A 16,924-nucleotide genomic window follows, 5' to 3' on the forward strand; every position below is an offset into this window, starting at 1 on the left:
GTAAAATCCTATACATTTAGAATTTTCGATTTACAGTTCCGGCCGGCAGAAGATAATCGTAGGAATTGACACCGAGCACGGTAACGTTGTGCGGGATCGCCCACTTTTTCAAGAATTGGTTGTATTCCCAATACGGCACGCTTAACGTCAGATCGGTCGAAAGGGCCAGTTCGGCCACCAACGCTTGCAGATGCGGCGCTTTTTTCGCGTCGATTCCGATCACGTCGAGCACCAGACCGTCGGTGCCGTACTGTTTGGAGATCAGGCTCAGCCGATGCACGAGTTGCGCGCGCTGTTTGTCCTCCGCCAAGGCGGCAGACATCTGCTCACCGGTCAGTCTCACTCCGGACAGCGCCTCGCCGCCCCCGTTCCTGACAGCTGCGATGGCCCGCACCGCCTGCTCGTCCAATCGATCCTGTTCCAAGTCGTACGCATCGTGGCCGAACACCGCGACCGCTTTCTTGCCGGAGAGTACCTGCTGCCCGGCCTGCAGGAACCGCAGATCCGGGTCTTGTCCTTTTAACACGCTATAGGAGCCGGGCACGCTGTCGACCTCATCAGTCTCGCCGCCGGTCATCTTCTCTTCTTCCATCTGGATGCGCTTGTTCGCCGCGCTCTCTGCCGACTGCCAAGCATCCTTGTCGAACGCCTGCGACGCTTGGGTCACCGCATAGGAACCGGTGCCGATCAGCGCCAACGCCGCGCAGAGGGCAAGCAACCATTTTTGCTTGTTCAAGGAATAAACCCTCCCCTCTTTATCGGTAGCACATATTTAACTGAATCTTTCTATCATTCACGATAACACGCTTCTATCAAACAGTCAACGTACTTTATTACCGATTATTTATATATAATTTGTTTTTTTTAGTGCCACAGACACAAAAAGCCCCCTGCCACACTTCCTGACAGGGGACGATAGACTTATTTTCACTTGGGCTGTTGCGGGCCTACTGTCACGCGGGTCATCTGACTGAGGTCGAGCGTTTCACGGGCGAGCCGCATCGCTTCATCCATCGAGACCGATTCCAGATCGGCGATGTCCTGCTCGTACGGGATGTAGCGCCCGTACAGCACCTCATCGTCGATCAGCTTGTGCACCTTGTTGCCGAGGTGGTCGCTGCTCATCAAAAGCGCCGCGCGCAGCATCGCCTTCGAGCGTACGATCTCATCCGGGTCGATCGCGGACGTGAACTTTTGGATCTCCGCCGTGATCTCGCCGATCACCTGATCGGTGACGCTCGGCTGACAACCGGCGTAGATCATGTACGCGCCGATATGCGGCCAGCCGGAGTAAGAGCCGTCCACATGGTAGACCAGCCCCAGTTCGTTGCGCAACCGCTGGAACAGGCGCGACCACGAATCGCCGCCGAAAATCGTCATCGCCACATCGAACGCGTGCAGGTCGCAGCGTTTGATATGCGGGGCACGAAAGCCGAGATACACCTGCTCCTGCTCGCTGTCCTCGTCCTCATGGCGGGCCGAGATGCGGGACAAGGCCGGTGTGACCAGCGCGGGAGCTTTTCGCGTGTCGGTGCCGAAATGTTTCGCCACCACCTCGACCACCTGTTCATGCGCGACATGGCCGACCACGCCGACGATCAGATTGTCCGGGGTGTAATACGTTCTGGCAAAATCCAGCACTTGCCGGCGGGTCAACGAGTCGATGGTGCCGAGCGTGCCGATCGTCGGATGAGCAAATCCGCCCAGCAGCGAATGATAGGCGATGTCTTCGCCCCACGCCGACGGGTCGTCCTTGATCATCTTATACTCTTCGCGGATGACGTCCTTTTCCTTGACGAACTCCTCCTGCGGTGCGTGAAAATTCGCCAGCACAGAAGCAAAAAGATCGAGCCCTGCGAGGATCGCCTCCGCCGGACCGTCCAGTTCATAGGTCGTCGACTCATATCCGGTCGACGCATTGGTCGAGCAGCCGAGCCGCGCGATGGCATTGCCAAACTCCACCTGATCGAGATCGGGCGTGCCTTTGAAGACCATGTGTTCGAGCAGATGCGCCACCCCGTAGATCTCCGGGCTCTCATACCCCGACCCGATGCCAAAGCGCAGGTGGGCCACCGCCCCGCGCAGATAGGGAGTATGTTCGGTCAGCACCGTCAGACCGTTCGGGAGCACCGTCTTGCGGATAGATGCTGTCATTCGTCAGCCGAGCACCTTCTGAAATTCTTCTTCCTTAAAACCGACCGTCGCCTGGCTCCCGCGCACGAGGATCGGCCGCTTGACCAGCATGCCGTCGGTGGCGAGCAGGTCGAGCATCTCCTCTTCGCTCATCGACTTCAGTTTGTCCTTCAGGCCCAACTCCCGGTACTTTTGGCCGCTCGTATTGAAAAATTTGCGGATGTCGAGGCCGCTCTTTTCCAAATAAGAGCGCAGTTCTTCTTTCGTCGGCGCTTCCTCGACGATATGGCGGTCTGCAAAGGCAACGCCTTGTTCTTCCAGATATTTTTTCGCTTTGCGGCAGGTGCCGCACTTCGGATATTGGATAAAAAGTGTATCCATCATGTGTTCGTACCTCCTTGTTGCCCCCACTGTAACATGAAATTGTAGGGTCGCCAACAGAATTTTATCCATCAAATCAGTTATCCTAATCGTAGCAACCAGAGAAAATGAGGTGTATAAGATGTACCAATCTCCGTCGAATGATACATTGAAACAATGGCTGACCGACGTCAAAACGATCGCCGTCGTCGGGCTGTCCGACAAACCGGACCGCACATCCTATCAGATCGCCGAAACGATGCAGGAGCGCGGCTACCGGATCATCCCGGTCAACCCGATGCTCAAATCAGCTGTGCTCGGCGAGACCCCGTACGCTTCTTTGGAAGAAGTGCCGGATGGCGTCGACATGGTCAACGTCTTCCGCCGCAGCGAAGAACTCCATGCTGTTGTCGAGTCGGCCGTCAAATCCGGTGCCAAGTGCATCTGGGCGCAGCAAGGCGTCTACGATGAAAAAGCGGCCGAACTGGCAGTCGAAAACGGCGTGGAAATCGTGATGGACCAGTGCCTCGCCGTGGCGCACAGCGTCCTGATGGGAGGCAAGCGATGAGCCGCCTCGATTATCATTTTGACTACGCCTGCCCGTGGTGCTACCTGAGCACCCTCACCGTGCGCGAATTGGAAGCGGAAGGCGCTGCCGTCGAGTACCATGTCTGGAAGATGCCGCCGGGTGCCAACCCGCCGCCGAAGCCGGAAGGGTATTTTGAAGCCGGCCGCGCCCGCCTGAAAGAATTGCGGGAAGAAAAAAATGTACCGCTCTCCTCTCCGGTTCAATCCGAGACAATCCCGGCTTTGCTGGCGACAAAAGTGGCGACCGAAATGGGCAAAGCGGGCGACTATGTCACCGCCGTCTTTGCCGCTCACTGGGCGAACAAACAAGACATTTCCGACCGCGAGACGTTGATCCGCATCGCAGGTGAGATCGGCCTCGATCAGGGCGCATTTGCTGCCGCTCTTGACGCGGAGGCGGGCCAAGCGGCTCTGGAACAAGACTTGCAGACCGCCAGCGCGGAAAACATCGACACGATCCCGGCGTTCCTGAACGGCGAAAAACGCCTGCTGATCCACCATTTCGACGATGTTCCCACGCTGAATGACATTCGTGAACTCTCCCGTTAAGGGAGAGTTTTTTTGCACGCAAGTAAAAATGTATAAAAGAGTGTCTCATGGATTAGAATAAACTCATTTCCTAATATTTGCGAGTATCCCTTTTTTTGCCGTTGACATCCTTGATTCGAATTGTAAACTTGTATTGACAGAAGAATTTGCCAAGCATTCGGAAAGGGGGGAACCCGATTTTGCCGGAGCCCATAGGGCCTGATGCAAACCGGGGCACTCTACATATGGAAACATTGCGATATGTTCAACAGTTTGGCCGTTCCAAACGGGACAATTTACGCCCGAGCCTTTTGCAAAAATATCACGTCGGGCATTCGATTGAAGTTACACCGTTCCGCATGATGGACTTCGGTTGCTTCGCTTCCACCGCTGACGGACTGAGCGGTCTGCTGCACAACAGCGAAATGCCGAAAGATTTGCAAAATGATCTGCAAAAATTGATCGACACGCAAGGCACGCTCCACGTAAAAATCAACAAATTTGACCGCCGTACCGGCGAGATCGCTTTTGGTCTCGAAGACAAAAATTATCCGAAAGACACATCGTCCGAGAAACCGGAGCAAACAGTTGTGCAGCCGAAAGCGGAGACCAAACCGGAAGAAACACCGGTGGCAACTCCGACGGCAGCGGCTGTGACTGAAACGGTCGTCACCGCAAACGAGACGGAAAAATCGGCTCAAACGGACACTTCGAAAGATCTCGAACCCTACCAATTTACCACTTCCCAGCCGGTTCAACCGACCCGCACCGGCACCGATGCTCTCAGCGAACGTATCGAACAAGAAGTGGAAGATATCCGCAAATTCTTGGAAACGGTGATCAAAACGCCGCTGTCCCCGGCCGCGAAAGACATGTTGCGCGATCTGCTTCAAGACACGTCGGTCTTCCGATTCACCTATGCGATGCAGACGGCTGTCGACGAATTCCAGGCGGACGTCGGCCTTCAATTGATGACCGAGATCAAAATGGCGCTGCAAAAACGCCAAGATCAATAATTTTAGCCAGAACGGCACATAAAAACCCTTGAGCGAGGCTCAAGGGTTTTTTCGTCGTGCTTAATTTTTCTTGCTCAGCCGGGTGCCGAGCAGGTCGTTGATCATCTTCAGCTTCGGATTGTCGCCAAAATCGTGCTCACTGCCGAAGTAATGCCGGTACATCTCGGCCGCCTTGTCAAAGTCTTTTTTCACATACAGCGAAAAGATCTCTTCCAATTTGTCCTCGTTGGCAATCGCAAACTCCTGCACCACTTCACGGGCGGTGCGGATGTCGCGGCGGAACTGGTCCATCTGCATGTCGAGTTCATAGGCGGTGTCGGCTGCGGTCCGCAGCGCGTCCTTCATCTCGGCGGGCAGGTTCTCGGCGTATTTGTAGCGCAGTTCATGTTCGTTGGTCGCCCAGAAGTTCATCGCCAGCGTGCGCAGTTGGATCTCGCACAACACCTCTTTTTTCGTCGCGCCGTGGTAAGTCGGATAGCGAACGAGCATGTGGACGGAGCGGTAGCCGGACTCTTTGGGATCGGCGATGTAGTCGGTGATCTCCTCGATGACAAAATCCTCACGCTGGCTCAACATCTCCTGTACCTCGCGGATGTCCTCGATATAGCGAGTGACCACGCGCAGCCCGGCGATGTCATATACGTGCTGCTCGATCTCTTCGATCCAGTTCTTCGCGCCGATCTGCACGCCTTTTTTCTCCGCTTTTTTTAAGATCGAGTCGGTCGTTTTGACGCGGCCGACGACGAACTCGATCGGAGAGTAGTTGTCTTGGTGCAGGCAGCCGTATTTGATGCCTTTCAGTTTGACTTTCATTTCGTCGATTGCTTGCTGGTACGGAGCCCGGAGCCGGGACAAACGTTCCAGATCACTTTTGCTGGGTTTGTGTATCGTGCTCATCTTCGTTCTCTGCTCTCCCTGTCACTGTCATACTTCTGTAAAAATTCACGATCCAAAGGCAAATTCCTGCCATATTCAAATGAATCTGATTGTGATACCATGATACTACTCTTGAACAGGAGGACTTTGATGAAGCATTTTGTCAGTGAGCATGGATCGGGCGTTCCGATTGTTTTTATACATGGGTTTGCCGGCAACTCGCGGACCTGGTTGCCGCAGGTGCGCGTATTTCAAAAAAAGTTTCGCGTGATGCTCTATGACTTGCGCGGTCACGGCCGCACCGGCGGCAGCGAGCTCGACTGCTACACGGCCGAACTGTATGCCGACGATCTGGCGCAGGTGCTCGACGAGCGCGGCATCGAGTCGGCGCACATCTGCTCACTCTCGATGGGAGCGATTGTCGCGCAGGCGTTTGCTGCCAAATATCCGGAGAAAGTCCGGACGCTGACGTTGGCGGGCGGATTCTACACGATCCCGTGGTATTTCAAAGCGGTGATGAACGTGCTGAACCGGACGTTGACCAAAGTGTTGCCGCCGAGTATCATCGTCGCCATCGGCTCGCATGTGTTGATGCCGCGCCCGCGGGAAAAGGTCGGACGCAAAGCGTTCATCAAGGCCAGCCGGGACCTCGGCCCGCGCGAGTTTGAGAAGATCATCTCGTTTTTGACCAGCGCCGATGCCCGCGCATTGTGCCAGACGTTGCGCGTGCCGACGCATCTGATCTCCGGTGACGCCGACTATTGGTTCATCAAGCAGGTCCAACGGATGAAAGTCTGGATCGACGGGGCGAAAATGCACCTGCTCAAAGGCTGTGCCCACGTCGTGACCATCGAGCGATTTGCAGAGTTTAACACGCTGTATCTGGGCATCATCGAGCAGTTCGAACACCAACAGCAGCAACGGCTCTCATCAGCGAAACCAAAAGCGATCTGAATATACACCGCAGAAAAGGGACATGCTCCAGCAGCACGTCCCTTTCGCATGTACCAGACTGCCAGAATGCAGTCACCCCGCGAAAGGGACAGGCTCGGAGGGCACGTCCCTTTCGCATGTACCAGACTGCCGGAATGCATTCACCCCGCCATCGGGATATGCCCGGACAGCATGTCCCTTTTTGTTCTTGTTGCGAAAAAGACATGCCGTTTTTCTCAGCATGTCCTGTTTTCTTTATTTTACTGCGAGGATCTGCAACTCTTTCGGGTACGAGGTGAGCACTTCGACACCGTCTTCGGTAACGAGCACGTCGTCCTCGATGCGCACGCCGCCGACGTTCGGAACGTAGACGCCCGGCTCGATGGTGAACACCATGCCCGGCACCAGCTCTTGTTCGTTTTTGCCGTGCATCGACGGGGTCTCATGCACCTCGATGCCAAGCCCGTGCCCGACGCGGTGCGTGAAATACTCGCCGTAGCCGCGCGCCGTGATCGTCTCCCTTGCAGCCGCGTCAATCGCCATCGCCGGCACGCCCGGTCGGGTCGCTGCGATCCCGGCCAGATTGGCCGCCAGCACCGTCTCGTAGATCTCGCGCTGCTGGTCGGTCGGCTCGCCGACCATCACCGTCCGGGTGATGTCCGAGCAGTAGCCCTCATACACCGCCCCGAGATCGAGCAGCACCAAGTCGCCCGCCTGAATCACCCGGCTGCCCGGGCTCCCGTGCGGCAACGCGCTCTTTTCCCCGCCGAGCACGATGGTCGAGAACGAGGTGCCGCTCGCACCGTGACTCTTCATGGTCGACTCGATCACCGCGACGATCTCCGCTTCCGTCTTGCCCGCTGCGATGGCGTTGATGCCCGCCTCGACGCCGCGGTCGGCGATCTGTGCCGCCTTTTTCATGATCGCGATCTCTGCCGCATCCTTTTGCAGGCGCATCTTCAGCAGCAACTCCTCGGCGGCCACCGATTTGGCCTCGCCAAACACCGTCTGGAGTTGCTCATAGCGCGCCACCGTCAGATGCTGCTTTTCAATCGCCAACGCGCCAAACGGCCCGTCGCCGACCACGCTGCGCAGTTTTTCCATCGGGTCTTCCGTGTCGGACACCGTCACAATCGCCGACCGGAACCCGCTCTTTTCCGCTTCATTTTTCTCCAGCGACGGGATAAACAGCGTCGCCTCCCCGCTCGCCTGCAGGCACAACGCCATGAACCGCTCATGCGGATGGCAGTCAAACCCTGTCAGGTAAAACACGTTCGGCGGCGACGTCACCAGCGTCACGTCCACCCCGTTCTCCGCCATCCACTCCCGGATGCGGGACAATCTCGTCTCAAAAATCGTCATCCTCATCGTCCTCCCTTTCCTAAACAGTTCCACTTTCCCGCGCGGATTCCCTGCTGCCCACGTTTGCATCCGCACCATTTCATGGCATACTGAAACTACCGAATCCCCAAAAGAGAAGGGAGGTCGCCGCGATGCGCCGCCTGTCGTCTGTACGAGGCTTGTACGCGTGGATCTTGATCTTCGCCAGCCTCCTGTTGGTCGCTCCGTTTCAGTCTTCTGTCGCCACCGTCAATGCGGAACGACCGCGTCTGTCGATCGCCGTCTTTTCCGACCTGCACATCACCGCCAGCGAGGTCATCGGCGCCGACATTCCCACCTACAAATTTAAAAACGCGCTCGTCGATCTGCGCCGCCTGCGACCCGATCTGCTCGTGATCAACGGCGACCTGTCGATGAACGGACGTCCCAAAGACTACGACCTGATCAAAGAGCTGCTCGCCAAGGAAGTGCCCACTCTGCCGATGTACCCGACGATGGGCAACCACGATTACTACCACGCTTGGGAAAGCCCCGAATGGAACGACGACCGTTCCAAAGAGACCTTCCAGAGCAAATTTGCCCTCGACAAGCTCTACTACGACCGCTACGTGCGCGGCCTCCACTTGATCTTCCTTTCACCGGAGCAATACATGCCGCGGCAAAAGGAGATCGGCGAAGCGGCGTGGCTCTCCCCGGAGCAGGTGGCGTGGTTTGAAAAAACGCTGCTGGCCACGACGATGCCGACCGTCGTCTTTCTCCATCAGCCGCTCGACGGCACCGTCTACCAAGGCTTCCCCATCGGCACCGTGCAAGCAAAAGAACTGCTCGCCATCGCGCAAAAACATCCGCAGGTGTTCTGGCTCTCCAGCCACACGCACATCTCGCCGGAGTCGCCGACCGAGATGGTCGAGCGCGACAACATGGTCTTTGCCAGCACCGGCTCCGTCTGGCGTCCGTGGGACCGCCTGACCTCGTATTTCCCAGGGGCGCGCAAACGCAACGGCATCTACTACCACACCGACCCGCTGAAAAGCCAGTCGCGATATCTAAACGTGTATGACGACCGAGTCGAGATCCTCGTCCGCAACCACCATACCCATTCTTGGAGCACCGTCAAACACAGCGTGCCGCTCAAACCGCACTGACCAAACAAAGAGCCTGCCCTCGACCGGGACAGGCTCTTTCTCCGTTACGAGTTACGAACTACGAACAGGTCACCATTTCCTTGACCACGCGGTACTGCACGATGCCCGACTGATCATCCTCAACGGCGAGCACACCTTCCTCCACCAGCCAATCGAGGTGGCCGAGCGTCTCCGAGACGATCAGCGACAACTGGTTGCGGTGGTGAGGAAACATCGCCAGACACAGCCGCGCCCCGGTCGTACGCCCCTCGCGCACCATCTCCACGATCCGGGCAGCCCGGCGCTCTTGATCGCGCAGTCGCTTTTCGATCAACTCGCGATGCCCCGTCACCGGCTCGCCGTGCCCCGTGTAGCCGATGTGCCAGTCGATGGCCGCCACCTTTCTCAGCGCTTCCCGATACAGCACCAGCGTGCGCGGACGCGGTTGACTGATGTCTGCCGGCGGCTCGATCATCGCGTTGGACGAGATGTGCTTGATCACGTGATCGCCAAGGATCATCACCCCGTCCTCCGCCCGGTACAGCGACAGATGGTCCATCGAATGACCGGGCGTATAGAGCACTTCCCACGCCTCGTGCCCCGGCACCCGGTCGCCCTCGGCCAGCATCACATCGACATGACCTTGTCCCATGTAGTCTTGGTAGTCGGCGAGTTGCTCATACGCGAGCAGGCCGTCCTCGTCTGACAGACCAAACGAGCGGTACAGATCGAGGAAAAATGTTTTGCGCTCCGCTTCCACCGCTTGATTTTTTTGGATCAGCCGCTCCGTGCCGGGATGAGCAAACACTTTCGCGCCGCACTGCTTTACGAGCCGCTCCACCAGCCCGCTGTGATCGACATGAAAATGGGTCAGCAGGATCTGATCGATGTCTCCCACAGTCAGCCCGATCTCCGCCAATCCCGCACTCAGCGCAGCCTCCGCTTCTGGCGTCTGCGGGCCCGTATCGACCAGCGTCACCGTCTCGCCGTCCTGCAGCACATACACATTCACATCGCCCACCAGCCACGGCGTCGGGATCGCGATCCCGTGCACGCCTTTCGTCGCTGTCATCTGCCACACTCCTTCCACGTTGCCGCGTATTTGACCGAACAGTCGGTATATACATTCATCGTATGCCATTTCCATGAAAATGAAAAGACCCCTAGCGTTTGCCGGGGCCGTTGTTTTCCGCAAGATTGGCACTCATCATCATCGTCATCACCATGCGCCAGACAGAGACTTTTGTGTATCCGGACTGCCGGGACACCAGCGCCACGAACACGATCACCAAGGCGAGCACGAGAAACAGGATTTTCACAAACCTCACCTCCCGCCGTTAGAATCCCCCGCTTTTGTAAAGCCTAGACGTTGTGGGTTGACGGCTTTTTTCAGGAGGTGAAGGCGTTGAACAGCGAAGAGATCAGCGCGATGGGTATCAAGGAAATTCAACAACTGGCCAAACGCCTGCGCATCCACCCTTCCTACAAAGTCGGGGGACTGCGCGTCCGCAAAAACAAGGCGGAACTGGTCCGTGACATCCGCAAGTCCCTGAACGGCGGCGAACCAAACGAATAAGAGCCCGATTATCACCCGGCGACGACCCGAGCGCATATCCAAACGCAGCGGGTCGTCCAACACGATGTTGCGTAACAAATGTAGTTCAATTCACATATTCTAAGTGCTGAGTCGTTTAAGATAGAGAGCAACAGCTATGTCTGACAAGGAGGTTTCCGCATGTCCGCCACCGTCTACCGCCACGTGGCAACCATCACCGCTTCCGACCTCAAGCATCGGATCGCGCAAGGCGACCTGCCCGTAATCGTCGATGTCCGTGAACAGGAGGAGATCGACGAAGGGAAGATCCCGCAAGCACGGCACATTGCGCTCTGGGAGCTCACCTCGCGGATCGACGAACTCGATCCGGCTGCTGAGACCGTTCTCGTCTGCCGCAGCGGCCGCCGCTCGCTGGCCGCCTGTAAAGTGATGATCCTCGCGGGATTTGAAAATGTAAAAAACATGGAAAACGGCATGCTCGCTTGGACGGGAGCCCTCGCGTAGAGGGCACCGTCCTTTTTCCTGCTTTTTTATAGTTGTACCTCGTACCCCCCGGCCTCCGCAGCGACCAGCCGTTTGGTCTGCACCAACGCCTGCCGCTGTTCCTCCGACAGCCCCGCTGCGATCAGATCCGCTTCCGTCACGGTCGCTCCGATCTTTTGATGCAGCCGAATCAACGTCCGCAGCACATGCGGCGTGATAATGTCGATCAACTCCTGCCTCGAAAAACGCATCCGCTTTCCCTCCTTTGCTTCTTTCATCATAACCAAAAACCCGGCATCGGGACATTCCCCCAACACGTACTCATAAAATACAAACTTTTCGGAAAAGGGGGTCCTGCCACGATGCAAAACCTGATCGGCCTGCTCCATGCGGCGGTGGAACGCCACGGCGAGCGCGACGCCTTGATGTGGAAAAGCGAAGGACACTACCGCAAGATGACTTACGACGGGCTCTGGCAACGCGTTCAATCTTTCGCCTATGGCCTGCAAGCCCAAGGCGTTGCCCACGGCACCAAAGTGGCGATCTTGTCAAACAACCGCCCGGAATGGTTGATCGCCGACTTCGCGGTGCTCTCCCTCGGCGCGGTGTCCGTTCCCGTGTATCCGACGCTCACCGCCCCGCAGATCGGCTTTATTCTGCAAAACGCCGATGTCGAACTCGTGATCGCCGAAAACGTCGAGTTGGTCGAAAAAGCGTTTGCCGCCGCCTCCGACACCGTGCGGCTGATCGTGCACATCGACCGTTTGGAAGCGCTGCCGGAACAGACCGGACCGGCTCTGCTCCCCTTCGACGCCCTCGTGCGCGACGGACTCGAATGCTTGGAAGCAGACGGTCCGCTGACCGCTTGGGAACAGGTGGACAAATCGGACCTCGCCACCATCGTGCACACCTCCGGCACCACCGGCAACCCCAAAGGCGTGATGCTCTCTCACGAAAACCTGCGCACAAACGCCGAGTCGGTGCTGTTGTACGTCCCGGTCCGCCCGGAGGACCGCTCACTCTCTTACCTGCCGCTCTCCCACATCTTCGAGCGCACCTGCGGCCAGTTTGCGTTTCTCTCCACCGGTGCCTGCATGGCGTTTGCCGAGAACCTGAACACGATCCCGGAAAATCTGCTCGAAGTCACGCCGACCCTGATGACCTCCGTCCCCCGTCTGTTTGAAAAAATCTACGACGGCGTCCAGAAAAACATCGCCGCCTCCTCCAAAGTGAAACAATGGCTGTTCCGCACCGCCCTGAAGATCGGCAAACGCCACACCGCCGACCCGACACCGCTGACCCAATTTCTCTATCCGTTGTTCGACCGGCTCGTCTTTGAAAAGATCCGGGCCAAAACGGGCGGCCGCCTGCGTCTGCTCGTCAGCGGCGGCGGCTCGCTCTCACCGTATATCGCCGAGTTTTTCCGTGCGGTCGGACTGCCGGTCTGCGAAGGCTACGGGCTGACCGAATCGGCGCCCATCGTCTCGACCAACCCAGTGCCGGACATCCGCATCGGCACCGTCGGCCGCCCGCTCAAAGGCATCCAAGTGCGCATCGCCGACGACGGCGAAGTGCTGGTCAAAGGTCCCAACGTGATGATCGGCTACTACAAAAACCCGCAGGCCACCGCCGACTCGTTCAACGACGACGGCTGGCTGTGCACCGGCGACATCGGCCGATTCGAAGACGGCTATCTGAAGATCGTCGAGCGCAAGAAAAACATCCTCGTCCTCGCCACCGGCAAAAACGTCGCTCCCTTCCCCGTCGAATCGGCCCTCTCCCGCAGCCCGTTCCTCTCGCAGGCCGTGCTGTTTGGCGACAAGCGCAAATACGTCACCGCCCTGCTCGTCCCCGATTTCCAAGTCCTGTCCGAGTGGGCGGCCGAACAGGATCTCGCTCTGCCGCTCCCCGATCTGCTCGCCGATGAGCGCGTGCAAGACCTCTACGCACGGGAGATCGACAAGCGGCTGCAGGACTTTGCCTCGTTTGAGCGTCCGAAAAAATTTACCCTGCTCCCACGCGAGCTGACCCTTGAAGACGGCGAGTTGACCGCGACCTTGAAAGTCCGCACCCACGTGCTCGAAAAACAGTTCGCTTCGGAAATCGAAGACATGTACCGCGAGCGGGAAGAAATTGCGGCAGACACCGCCCGTTCTCTGTAGTATAATGAGTAAAATTCAGCTCATTGTAATTTTTTAGGAGGATTTCCTTTCATGCGGAACTACCTGCTGTCGCTGCTCCGCCTGCCGCCCGCCGTGCATTTCTATCTGTTTTCGGAAATGCTGTTCGGCATCGGCGTCGGAGCGGCCGTCATCTTAAATTTCCACTACTTGGAGCTGGGCTTTGACACCAAAGTGATCGGCTTGGCGCAAGCGTGCTACTCGGTCGCCGTCGCCGTCTTTTCCTACCCGGCGGGGATTCTCACCGACCGGCTGGGGTCCAAATTTGCGATGTTGCTCGGTTCTGCCATCGTCACGCTCTCCTATGCCGCCATCGCATTTGTTACCACACCCGCAATGCTCTATCTGGTGCAGATCGTCCTTGGCATCGGCTTTGCGTTCGTCATCGCCTGCGAGTTTCCTTACATCATGAGCCTGTGCGAACGCGAGGAAGACGAGACCACCGCCTACAACATGCTGATCGCTGCCTTCACCTTGATGATGAGCGTCGGTTACATCCTCGGCACCAAACTCCCGACCTGGCTGCCGGAGGGACAGACCGCCTATCAGACGACGATCTTTTTCATCGCATTCAGCTTCCTGATCATGTTGATCCTTCGCGTGTTCCTCCCGGCCAAGAGTCGACGCAAACAAGAGGAGCACGCCCGACAGACCGAAGTCAAACGCCCGTCGTGGCTGGCCGTCCCGAGTCGCCAAGTCCTCGTCTACGTCCTGTACGCGACGGCGGCCGGCTCCCTGTTCTCTCTGCTGGGGCCGTTTGAAAATGTCATCCTGCGCGAACGCTTTTCCTTGAGCGATGACATCGTCGGCTATCTGTTTGCTCTGAACTCGTTCCTCCTCTTCCTGACCACCTTCTTCACACCCTTTATCATGACCTCGCCAAAGCGGCGTCTGATCTTGTACACGGCGTTCGCGCTCCAGCTCCTGTTCATGCTGATGCTGGGCACCATCGGCGCGATCTGGCTGTTCTCACTGGTGTTTATCGGCAAAGGGACGGTCGGCGTGCTGATCAATTCCTTCATCGACGCTTCGATGATGAAAGCCACACCCGATGCCGAGCGCGGCCTGCACTCCGGCCTGCGCAACCTCTCGCGCTTTATCATCGGAGCCGGCGTCAACTCCATCGGCGGCTTCCTGCTCGCCAGCGGCGACTACCGCTCGATCTATTACGTCGCCTTCGTGATCGTCGCGGCTCAAGTGCTGATCTATCTGACGCTCGTGCGCGGTCATCTGCGGCAGGATCTGCAAGAGTCCTTTTGAACGAAAAAGACCGGACGGCTCTCCTTTCTGAGATGTCCGGTCTTTTTGCTTTCCTTGTCAACCTCCTCAGATGAGAAAAATTTTCAACAAAATGTGCAATCGGTCTCATCCGGCCCGGCCCGTCAGGTATACTATAGGTAGACTAACAAACTGTCAAAGGAGTGATGAAATGGAACAAACGATAGTCCAGCCGAACCCTCCGACCCAGCACGGCAAAACGTCGCTCGCCAAAGTGTTGAAACGGATCTTATTCATTACGCTCGGGGCCTTGCTCGTCTCGGTCGGCTTGGAGATCTTTTTGATTCCCAACCACATTATCGACGGGGGCATCGTCGGCATCTCGATTATCCTGTCGTACCTTACCGAGTGGCAGATCGGCCTTTTCCTCTTCGTGTTAAACCTTCCGTTTGTGTTGCTTGGATACAAACAGATCGGGAAAACGTTCGCCCTCTCCACCCTGCTCGGCATCACCGTCATGTCGATCGCCACCAACTTTCTGCACCCGGTCCCGAGCCTGACCCAAGACGCGCTGCTTGCCACCGTCTTTGGCGGCATCATCCTCGGCATCGGCGTCGGTCTGGTCATTCGCTACGGCGGGTCGCTGGACGGCACGGAGATCGTCGCGATCTTGATCAATAAAAAGACGCCTTTCTCCGTCGGGGAAGTCGTCATGATCGGCAACATCTTCATCCTCGGCTCGGCCGGCTTTGTATTTGGCTGGGATCGGGCCATGTACTCCTTGATGGCCTACTACATCGCGTTCAAGATGATCGACCTGACCATCGACGGCTTTGAAGAGTCCAAGTCGGTCTGGATCATCTCTGACAAGCACCGCGAGATCGGCGACGTGATCAACGCGCGCCTCGGCCGCAGTGTCACCTACTTGAACGGCGAAGGCGGCTATTCAGGCGACGAGAAAAAGGTCGTCTTTTGCGTCGTCACCCGTCTGGAAGAAGCCAAGCTCAAACTGATCGTCGAAGAGATCGACACCGACGCGTTCCTCGCCGTCGGCACGATCGCCGAAGTCAGGGGCGGACGCTTCAAAAAGAAGAGCATCCACTAATGGCGCTCAAACCCTGCCCCGTGTGCAAGGGCACAGGCAAACTGCACACCGCGCTCCCCGTCCCCTCCGTCGTCATCTGTCTCACATGCAAAGGCACGGGGAAGGTGGAACGAAACGTCGTCCAAAGCAAGCGCAAAGTCCCGTTCCTCCTCCAGATCTGGAAGGGGATCGCCGAACGAAAACAAAAACAGCAACCGCGTGAACCGGACAACGAATAAAAAAGGAGCCGCCTGCGAACGATGCAGGCGGCTCTTTTTTTGAATGTTGCGGACTTACGCCTTCGAATGCTCGACTTCCTCTTCCCACTCCACAGCCGAGAGAAACCAATCATTCAGCTGCATCAGCCGCGCTTCCACGGTCTCTTCCGTCGGGCCCTTGACGATAAACGTCGCGAGGTTGGCGACCGTGTTGGTCGGTTTATCCAGTTGCACGCCCGGTTTGACACCCGGCGTGTAGTCGACGACCCAGTCGAACGGGATCTCAGCCGGGAGCGCGCGCACCACGCCCGGACGGGACGGCACGACGAGGTAGCCGCCCAGTTCTGCCGGGACCGGCTGCACGACTTTGTCGTTCAGACCGCAGGCGAGGCGCGTCCACGTGCGGTTTTGGTGAAGGCCGTACACGTGCTGGATCGTATCGACGACGCGGGCCCCGCCGGAGCGAGACGCGATCTCGCAGAGCAGGATGCGGTCATCCGGCGTCAGGAAAAACTCCGCATGGAAGGAGATCAACGGCGTTTCCGGCAGCGCACGGATCGTTTCGATGGCCTTTTCACGCATCCGCACAAACAGCGGGCTGTCCGGGTCGAGCGTCAACGAACCGCGGCTGAGGCCTTGCTGCCACGCGAGGCAGCCGTTCAAGTAGCGGGACACGGAGGCAAACAGCAGCTCACCGTCTTTGTAGATGCCGTCGACGTGGTACATGTCGCCTTCGACGAACGTCTCTACCATCATGTTGACCAGCGGACCCTTTTTCAGGAACTCCAGCATCTGCGCTTCATCATGAATGACCTGCGTGTTGACCGCACCGCCGCCGTCGACCGGCTTGATCACCACCGGGTACCCGTGCTGCTCGACAAAGAGACGCAGGTCGAGCGACGTCTCAATGCGGTGAAACTTCGCCACTTCCATCCCGGCTTTGACAGCGTGCTCTTTCATCACGACTTTGTCGCGGTAGGCGATCGCCGATGCCAAGCTCTGCCCTTGCACGCCGATGGCGTCGCGCAGGTGCCCCATGCGAATAACGTCATACTCCGACGTGCCAAAGACGGCTGTAAACGGCGTCTCCCGATGTTGATCCAACGCGTTCCACAACACATCCGCTGTATCGAAAGACTGGATTCTCACCAGTTTGTGATAAAACTCCGGGTGCTGCATGTCGTCCGTCGTGAACAGCACGATCTCATCGTTCAGATCGGCCAGCCACTCATGGAACGGAAGTCCTGACCATCGACCCATTAACAAAACGGCCATTTGAATGCCCCT

20 protein-coding genes are annotated in these 16,924 nt (G+C 57.5%); 11 read left to right on the forward strand and 9 right to left on the reverse strand.

Translation table 11 applies throughout. From position 1 onward, the window contains the following. Positions 1–16: 16 nt before the first annotated feature. The 3 genes from OS242_RS07275 to OS242_RS07285 all read right to left on the reverse strand — a co-directional run bounded on the left by OS242_RS07275 (position 17) and on the right by OS242_RS07285 (position 2,514). Complete coding sequence (locus OS242_RS07275) at positions 17–736, reverse strand: hypothetical protein (RefSeq protein WP_267151015.1); 720 nt, start codon at positions 734–736, stop codon at positions 17–19. A 191-nt stretch (positions 737–927) separates the two neighbouring features. Continuing rightward, on the reverse strand, positions 928–2,154 hold the full coding sequence (locus tag OS242_RS07280) for a M16 family metallopeptidase (protein ID WP_267151016.1): 1,227 nt from the start codon (positions 2,152–2,154) through the stop codon (positions 928–930). 3 nt (positions 2,155–2,157) lie between these two features. After that, a complete protein-coding gene (locus OS242_RS07285; RefSeq protein WP_407702102.1) occupies positions 2,158–2,514 on the reverse strand; it encodes an arsenate reductase family protein in 357 nt (118 codons plus the stop codon). A 121-nt stretch (positions 2,515–2,635) separates the two neighbouring features. On the opposite strand from OS242_RS07285, the gene OS242_RS07290 reads away from it, so the two are divergent. The 3 genes from OS242_RS07290 to OS242_RS07300 all read left to right on the forward strand — a co-directional run bounded on the left by OS242_RS07290 (position 2,636) and on the right by OS242_RS07300 (position 4,625). Further along, positions 2,636–3,061 carry a CoA-binding protein gene (locus OS242_RS07290; RefSeq protein ID WP_267151018.1) on the forward strand — a complete coding sequence of 142 codons (426 nt, stop codon included), beginning with the start codon at positions 2,636–2,638 and terminating at the stop codon, positions 3,059–3,061. Continuing rightward, on the forward strand, positions 3,058–3,630 hold the full coding sequence (locus OS242_RS07295) for a DsbA family oxidoreductase (protein ID WP_267151019.1): 573 nt from the start codon (positions 3,058–3,060) through the stop codon (positions 3,628–3,630). The genes OS242_RS07290 and OS242_RS07295 overlap by 4 nt, the downstream gene beginning before the upstream one ends. Before the next feature lie 224 nt (positions 3,631–3,854). Then, complete coding sequence (locus OS242_RS07300; RefSeq protein WP_267151020.1) at positions 3,855–4,625, forward strand: S1 domain-containing protein; 771 nt, start codon at positions 3,855–3,857, stop codon at positions 4,623–4,625. A gap of 60 nt (positions 4,626–4,685) precedes the next feature. On the opposite strand, the gene OS242_RS07305 is transcribed toward OS242_RS07300, so the two are convergent. After that, positions 4,686–5,522 (reverse strand): GTP pyrophosphokinase, encoded by an 837-nt coding sequence (locus OS242_RS07305; protein ID WP_267151021.1) that lies wholly within the window; start codon positions 5,520–5,522, stop codon positions 4,686–4,688. Positions 5,523–5,651: 129 nt separating this feature from the next. Between OS242_RS07305 and OS242_RS07310 the strand changes: the two genes are divergently transcribed. Next, positions 5,652–6,455, forward strand: a complete 804-nt coding sequence (locus OS242_RS07310; RefSeq protein ID WP_267151022.1) for an alpha/beta fold hydrolase — start codon at positions 5,652–5,654, stop codon at positions 6,453–6,455. 234 nt (positions 6,456–6,689) lie between these two features. Here OS242_RS07310 and OS242_RS07315 read toward each other — a convergent pair whose 3' ends face one another. Continuing rightward, positions 6,690–7,796 carry a M24 family metallopeptidase gene (locus tag OS242_RS07315; protein ID WP_267151023.1) on the reverse strand — a complete coding sequence of 369 codons (1,107 nt, stop codon included), beginning with the start codon at positions 7,794–7,796 and terminating at the stop codon, positions 6,690–6,692. Between the two features lie 131 nt (positions 7,797–7,927). On the opposite strand from OS242_RS07315, the gene OS242_RS07320 reads away from it, so the two are divergent. After that, entirely contained in the window at positions 7,928–8,920 is a 993-nt protein-coding gene (locus tag OS242_RS07320; protein ID WP_267151024.1) for a metallophosphoesterase family protein, read from the forward strand. 58 nt (positions 8,921–8,978) lie between these two features. On the opposite strand, the gene OS242_RS07325 is transcribed toward OS242_RS07320, so the two are convergent. Both OS242_RS07325 and OS242_RS07330 read right to left on the reverse strand, forming a co-directional pair. Continuing rightward, complete coding sequence (locus OS242_RS07325) at positions 8,979–9,971, reverse strand: MBL fold metallo-hydrolase (RefSeq protein WP_267151025.1); 993 nt, start codon at positions 9,969–9,971, stop codon at positions 8,979–8,981. A gap of 91 nt (positions 9,972–10,062) precedes the next feature. Then, complete coding sequence (locus tag OS242_RS07330; protein ID WP_267151026.1) at positions 10,063–10,218, reverse strand: hypothetical protein; 156 nt, start codon at positions 10,216–10,218, stop codon at positions 10,063–10,065. Positions 10,219–10,304: 86 nt separating this feature from the next. On the opposite strand from OS242_RS07330, the gene OS242_RS07335 reads away from it, so the two are divergent. Further along, on the forward strand, positions 10,305–10,475 hold the full coding sequence (locus OS242_RS07335; protein WP_267151027.1) for a hypothetical protein: 171 nt from the start codon (positions 10,305–10,307) through the stop codon (positions 10,473–10,475). Positions 10,476–10,634: 159 nt separating this feature from the next. Further along, complete coding sequence (locus OS242_RS07340; protein ID WP_267151028.1) at positions 10,635–10,958, forward strand: rhodanese-like domain-containing protein; 324 nt, start codon at positions 10,635–10,637, stop codon at positions 10,956–10,958. 26 nt (positions 10,959–10,984) lie between these two features. Here the strand turns inward: OS242_RS07340 and OS242_RS07345 are convergent, their stop codons facing one another. Next, positions 10,985–11,188 (reverse strand): hypothetical protein, encoded by a 204-nt coding sequence (locus tag OS242_RS07345; protein ID WP_267151029.1) that lies wholly within the window; start codon positions 11,186–11,188, stop codon positions 10,985–10,987. Between the two features lie 111 nt (positions 11,189–11,299). Here OS242_RS07345 and OS242_RS07350 point away from each other — a divergent pair, with 111 nt between their 5' ends. The 4 genes from OS242_RS07350 to OS242_RS07365 all read left to right on the forward strand — a co-directional run bounded on the left by OS242_RS07350 (position 11,300) and on the right by OS242_RS07365 (position 15,658). After that, positions 11,300–13,099: an AMP-dependent synthetase/ligase gene (locus OS242_RS07350; RefSeq protein WP_267151030.1), complete on the forward strand. Its 1,800-nt coding sequence runs from the start codon at positions 11,300–11,302 to the stop codon at positions 13,097–13,099. Between the two features lie 51 nt (positions 13,100–13,150). After that, a complete protein-coding gene (locus tag OS242_RS07355) occupies positions 13,151–14,377 on the forward strand; it encodes an MFS transporter (RefSeq protein ID WP_267151031.1) in 1,227 nt (408 codons plus the stop codon). Positions 14,378–14,546: 169 nt separating this feature from the next. Beyond that, positions 14,547–15,440, forward strand: a complete 894-nt coding sequence (locus OS242_RS07360; protein WP_267151032.1) for a YitT family protein — start codon at positions 14,547–14,549, stop codon at positions 15,438–15,440. Beyond that, positions 15,440–15,658: a hypothetical protein gene (locus tag OS242_RS07365; protein WP_267151033.1), complete on the forward strand. Its 219-nt coding sequence runs from the start codon at positions 15,440–15,442 to the stop codon at positions 15,656–15,658. The genes OS242_RS07360 and OS242_RS07365 overlap by 1 nt, the downstream gene beginning before the upstream one ends. A 54-nt stretch (positions 15,659–15,712) precedes the next feature. Here OS242_RS07365 and OS242_RS07370 read toward each other — a convergent pair whose 3' ends face one another. Beyond that, the gene (locus OS242_RS07370) at positions 15,713–16,912 is read right to left on the reverse strand and encodes an ATP-binding protein (protein ID WP_267151034.1); all 1,200 of its coding nucleotides are present in this window, start codon (positions 16,910–16,912) and stop codon (positions 15,713–15,715) included. Positions 16,913–16,924 lie beyond the last annotated feature (12 nt).

The organism is Tumebacillus lacus, assembly GCF_026410385.1.
Taxonomy (GTDB): Bacteria; Bacillota; Bacilli; order Tumebacillales; family Tumebacillaceae; genus Tumebacillus; species Tumebacillus lacus.

Bases quoted from the DNA above. Each gene is read 5' to 3' on its own strand.
- OS242_RS07280 (WP_267151016.1), bottom strand. From the start codon at position 2,154: ATGACAGCATCTATCCGCAAGACGGTGCTCCCGAACGGTCTGACGGTG.
- OS242_RS07285 (WP_407702102.1), bottom strand. From the start codon at position 2,514: ATGGATACACTTTTTATCCAATATCCGAAGTGCGGCACCTGCCGCAAA.
- OS242_RS07290 (WP_267151018.1), top strand. From the start codon at position 2,636: ATGTACCAATCTCCGTCGAATGATACATTGAAACAATGGCTGACCGAC.
- OS242_RS07295 (WP_267151019.1), top strand. From the start codon at position 3,058: ATGAGCCGCCTCGATTATCATTTTGACTACGCCTGCCCGTGGTGCTAC.
- OS242_RS07300 (WP_267151020.1), top strand. From the start codon at position 3,855: ATGGAAACATTGCGATATGTTCAACAGTTTGGCCGTTCCAAACGGGAC.
- OS242_RS07305 (WP_267151021.1), bottom strand. From the start codon at position 5,522: ATGAGCACGATACACAAACCCAGCAAAAGTGATCTGGAACGTTTGTCC.
- OS242_RS07310 (WP_267151022.1), top strand. From the start codon at position 5,652: ATGAAGCATTTTGTCAGTGAGCATGGATCGGGCGTTCCGATTGTTTTT.
- OS242_RS07315 (WP_267151023.1), bottom strand. From the start codon at position 7,796: ATGACGATTTTTGAGACGAGATTGTCCCGCATCCGGGAGTGGATGGCG.
- OS242_RS07320 (WP_267151024.1), top strand. From the start codon at position 7,928: ATGCGCCGCCTGTCGTCTGTACGAGGCTTGTACGCGTGGATCTTGATC.
- OS242_RS07325 (WP_267151025.1), bottom strand. From the start codon at position 9,971: ATGACAGCGACGAAAGGCGTGCACGGGATCGCGATCCCGACGCCGTGG.
- OS242_RS07340 (WP_267151028.1), top strand. From the start codon at position 10,635: ATGTCCGCCACCGTCTACCGCCACGTGGCAACCATCACCGCTTCCGAC.
- OS242_RS07345 (WP_267151029.1), bottom strand. From the start codon at position 11,188: ATGCGTTTTTCGAGGCAGGAGTTGATCGACATTATCACGCCGCATGTG.
- OS242_RS07350 (WP_267151030.1), top strand. From the start codon at position 11,300: ATGCAAAACCTGATCGGCCTGCTCCATGCGGCGGTGGAACGCCACGGC.
- OS242_RS07355 (WP_267151031.1), top strand. From the start codon at position 13,151: ATGCGGAACTACCTGCTGTCGCTGCTCCGCCTGCCGCCCGCCGTGCAT.
- OS242_RS07360 (WP_267151032.1), top strand. From the start codon at position 14,547: ATGGAACAAACGATAGTCCAGCCGAACCCTCCGACCCAGCACGGCAAA.
- OS242_RS07365 (WP_267151033.1), top strand. From the start codon at position 15,440: ATGGCGCTCAAACCCTGCCCCGTGTGCAAGGGCACAGGCAAACTGCAC.
- OS242_RS07370 (WP_267151034.1), bottom strand. From the start codon at position 16,912: ATGGCCGTTTTGTTAATGGGTCGATGGTCAGGACTTCCGTTCCATGAG.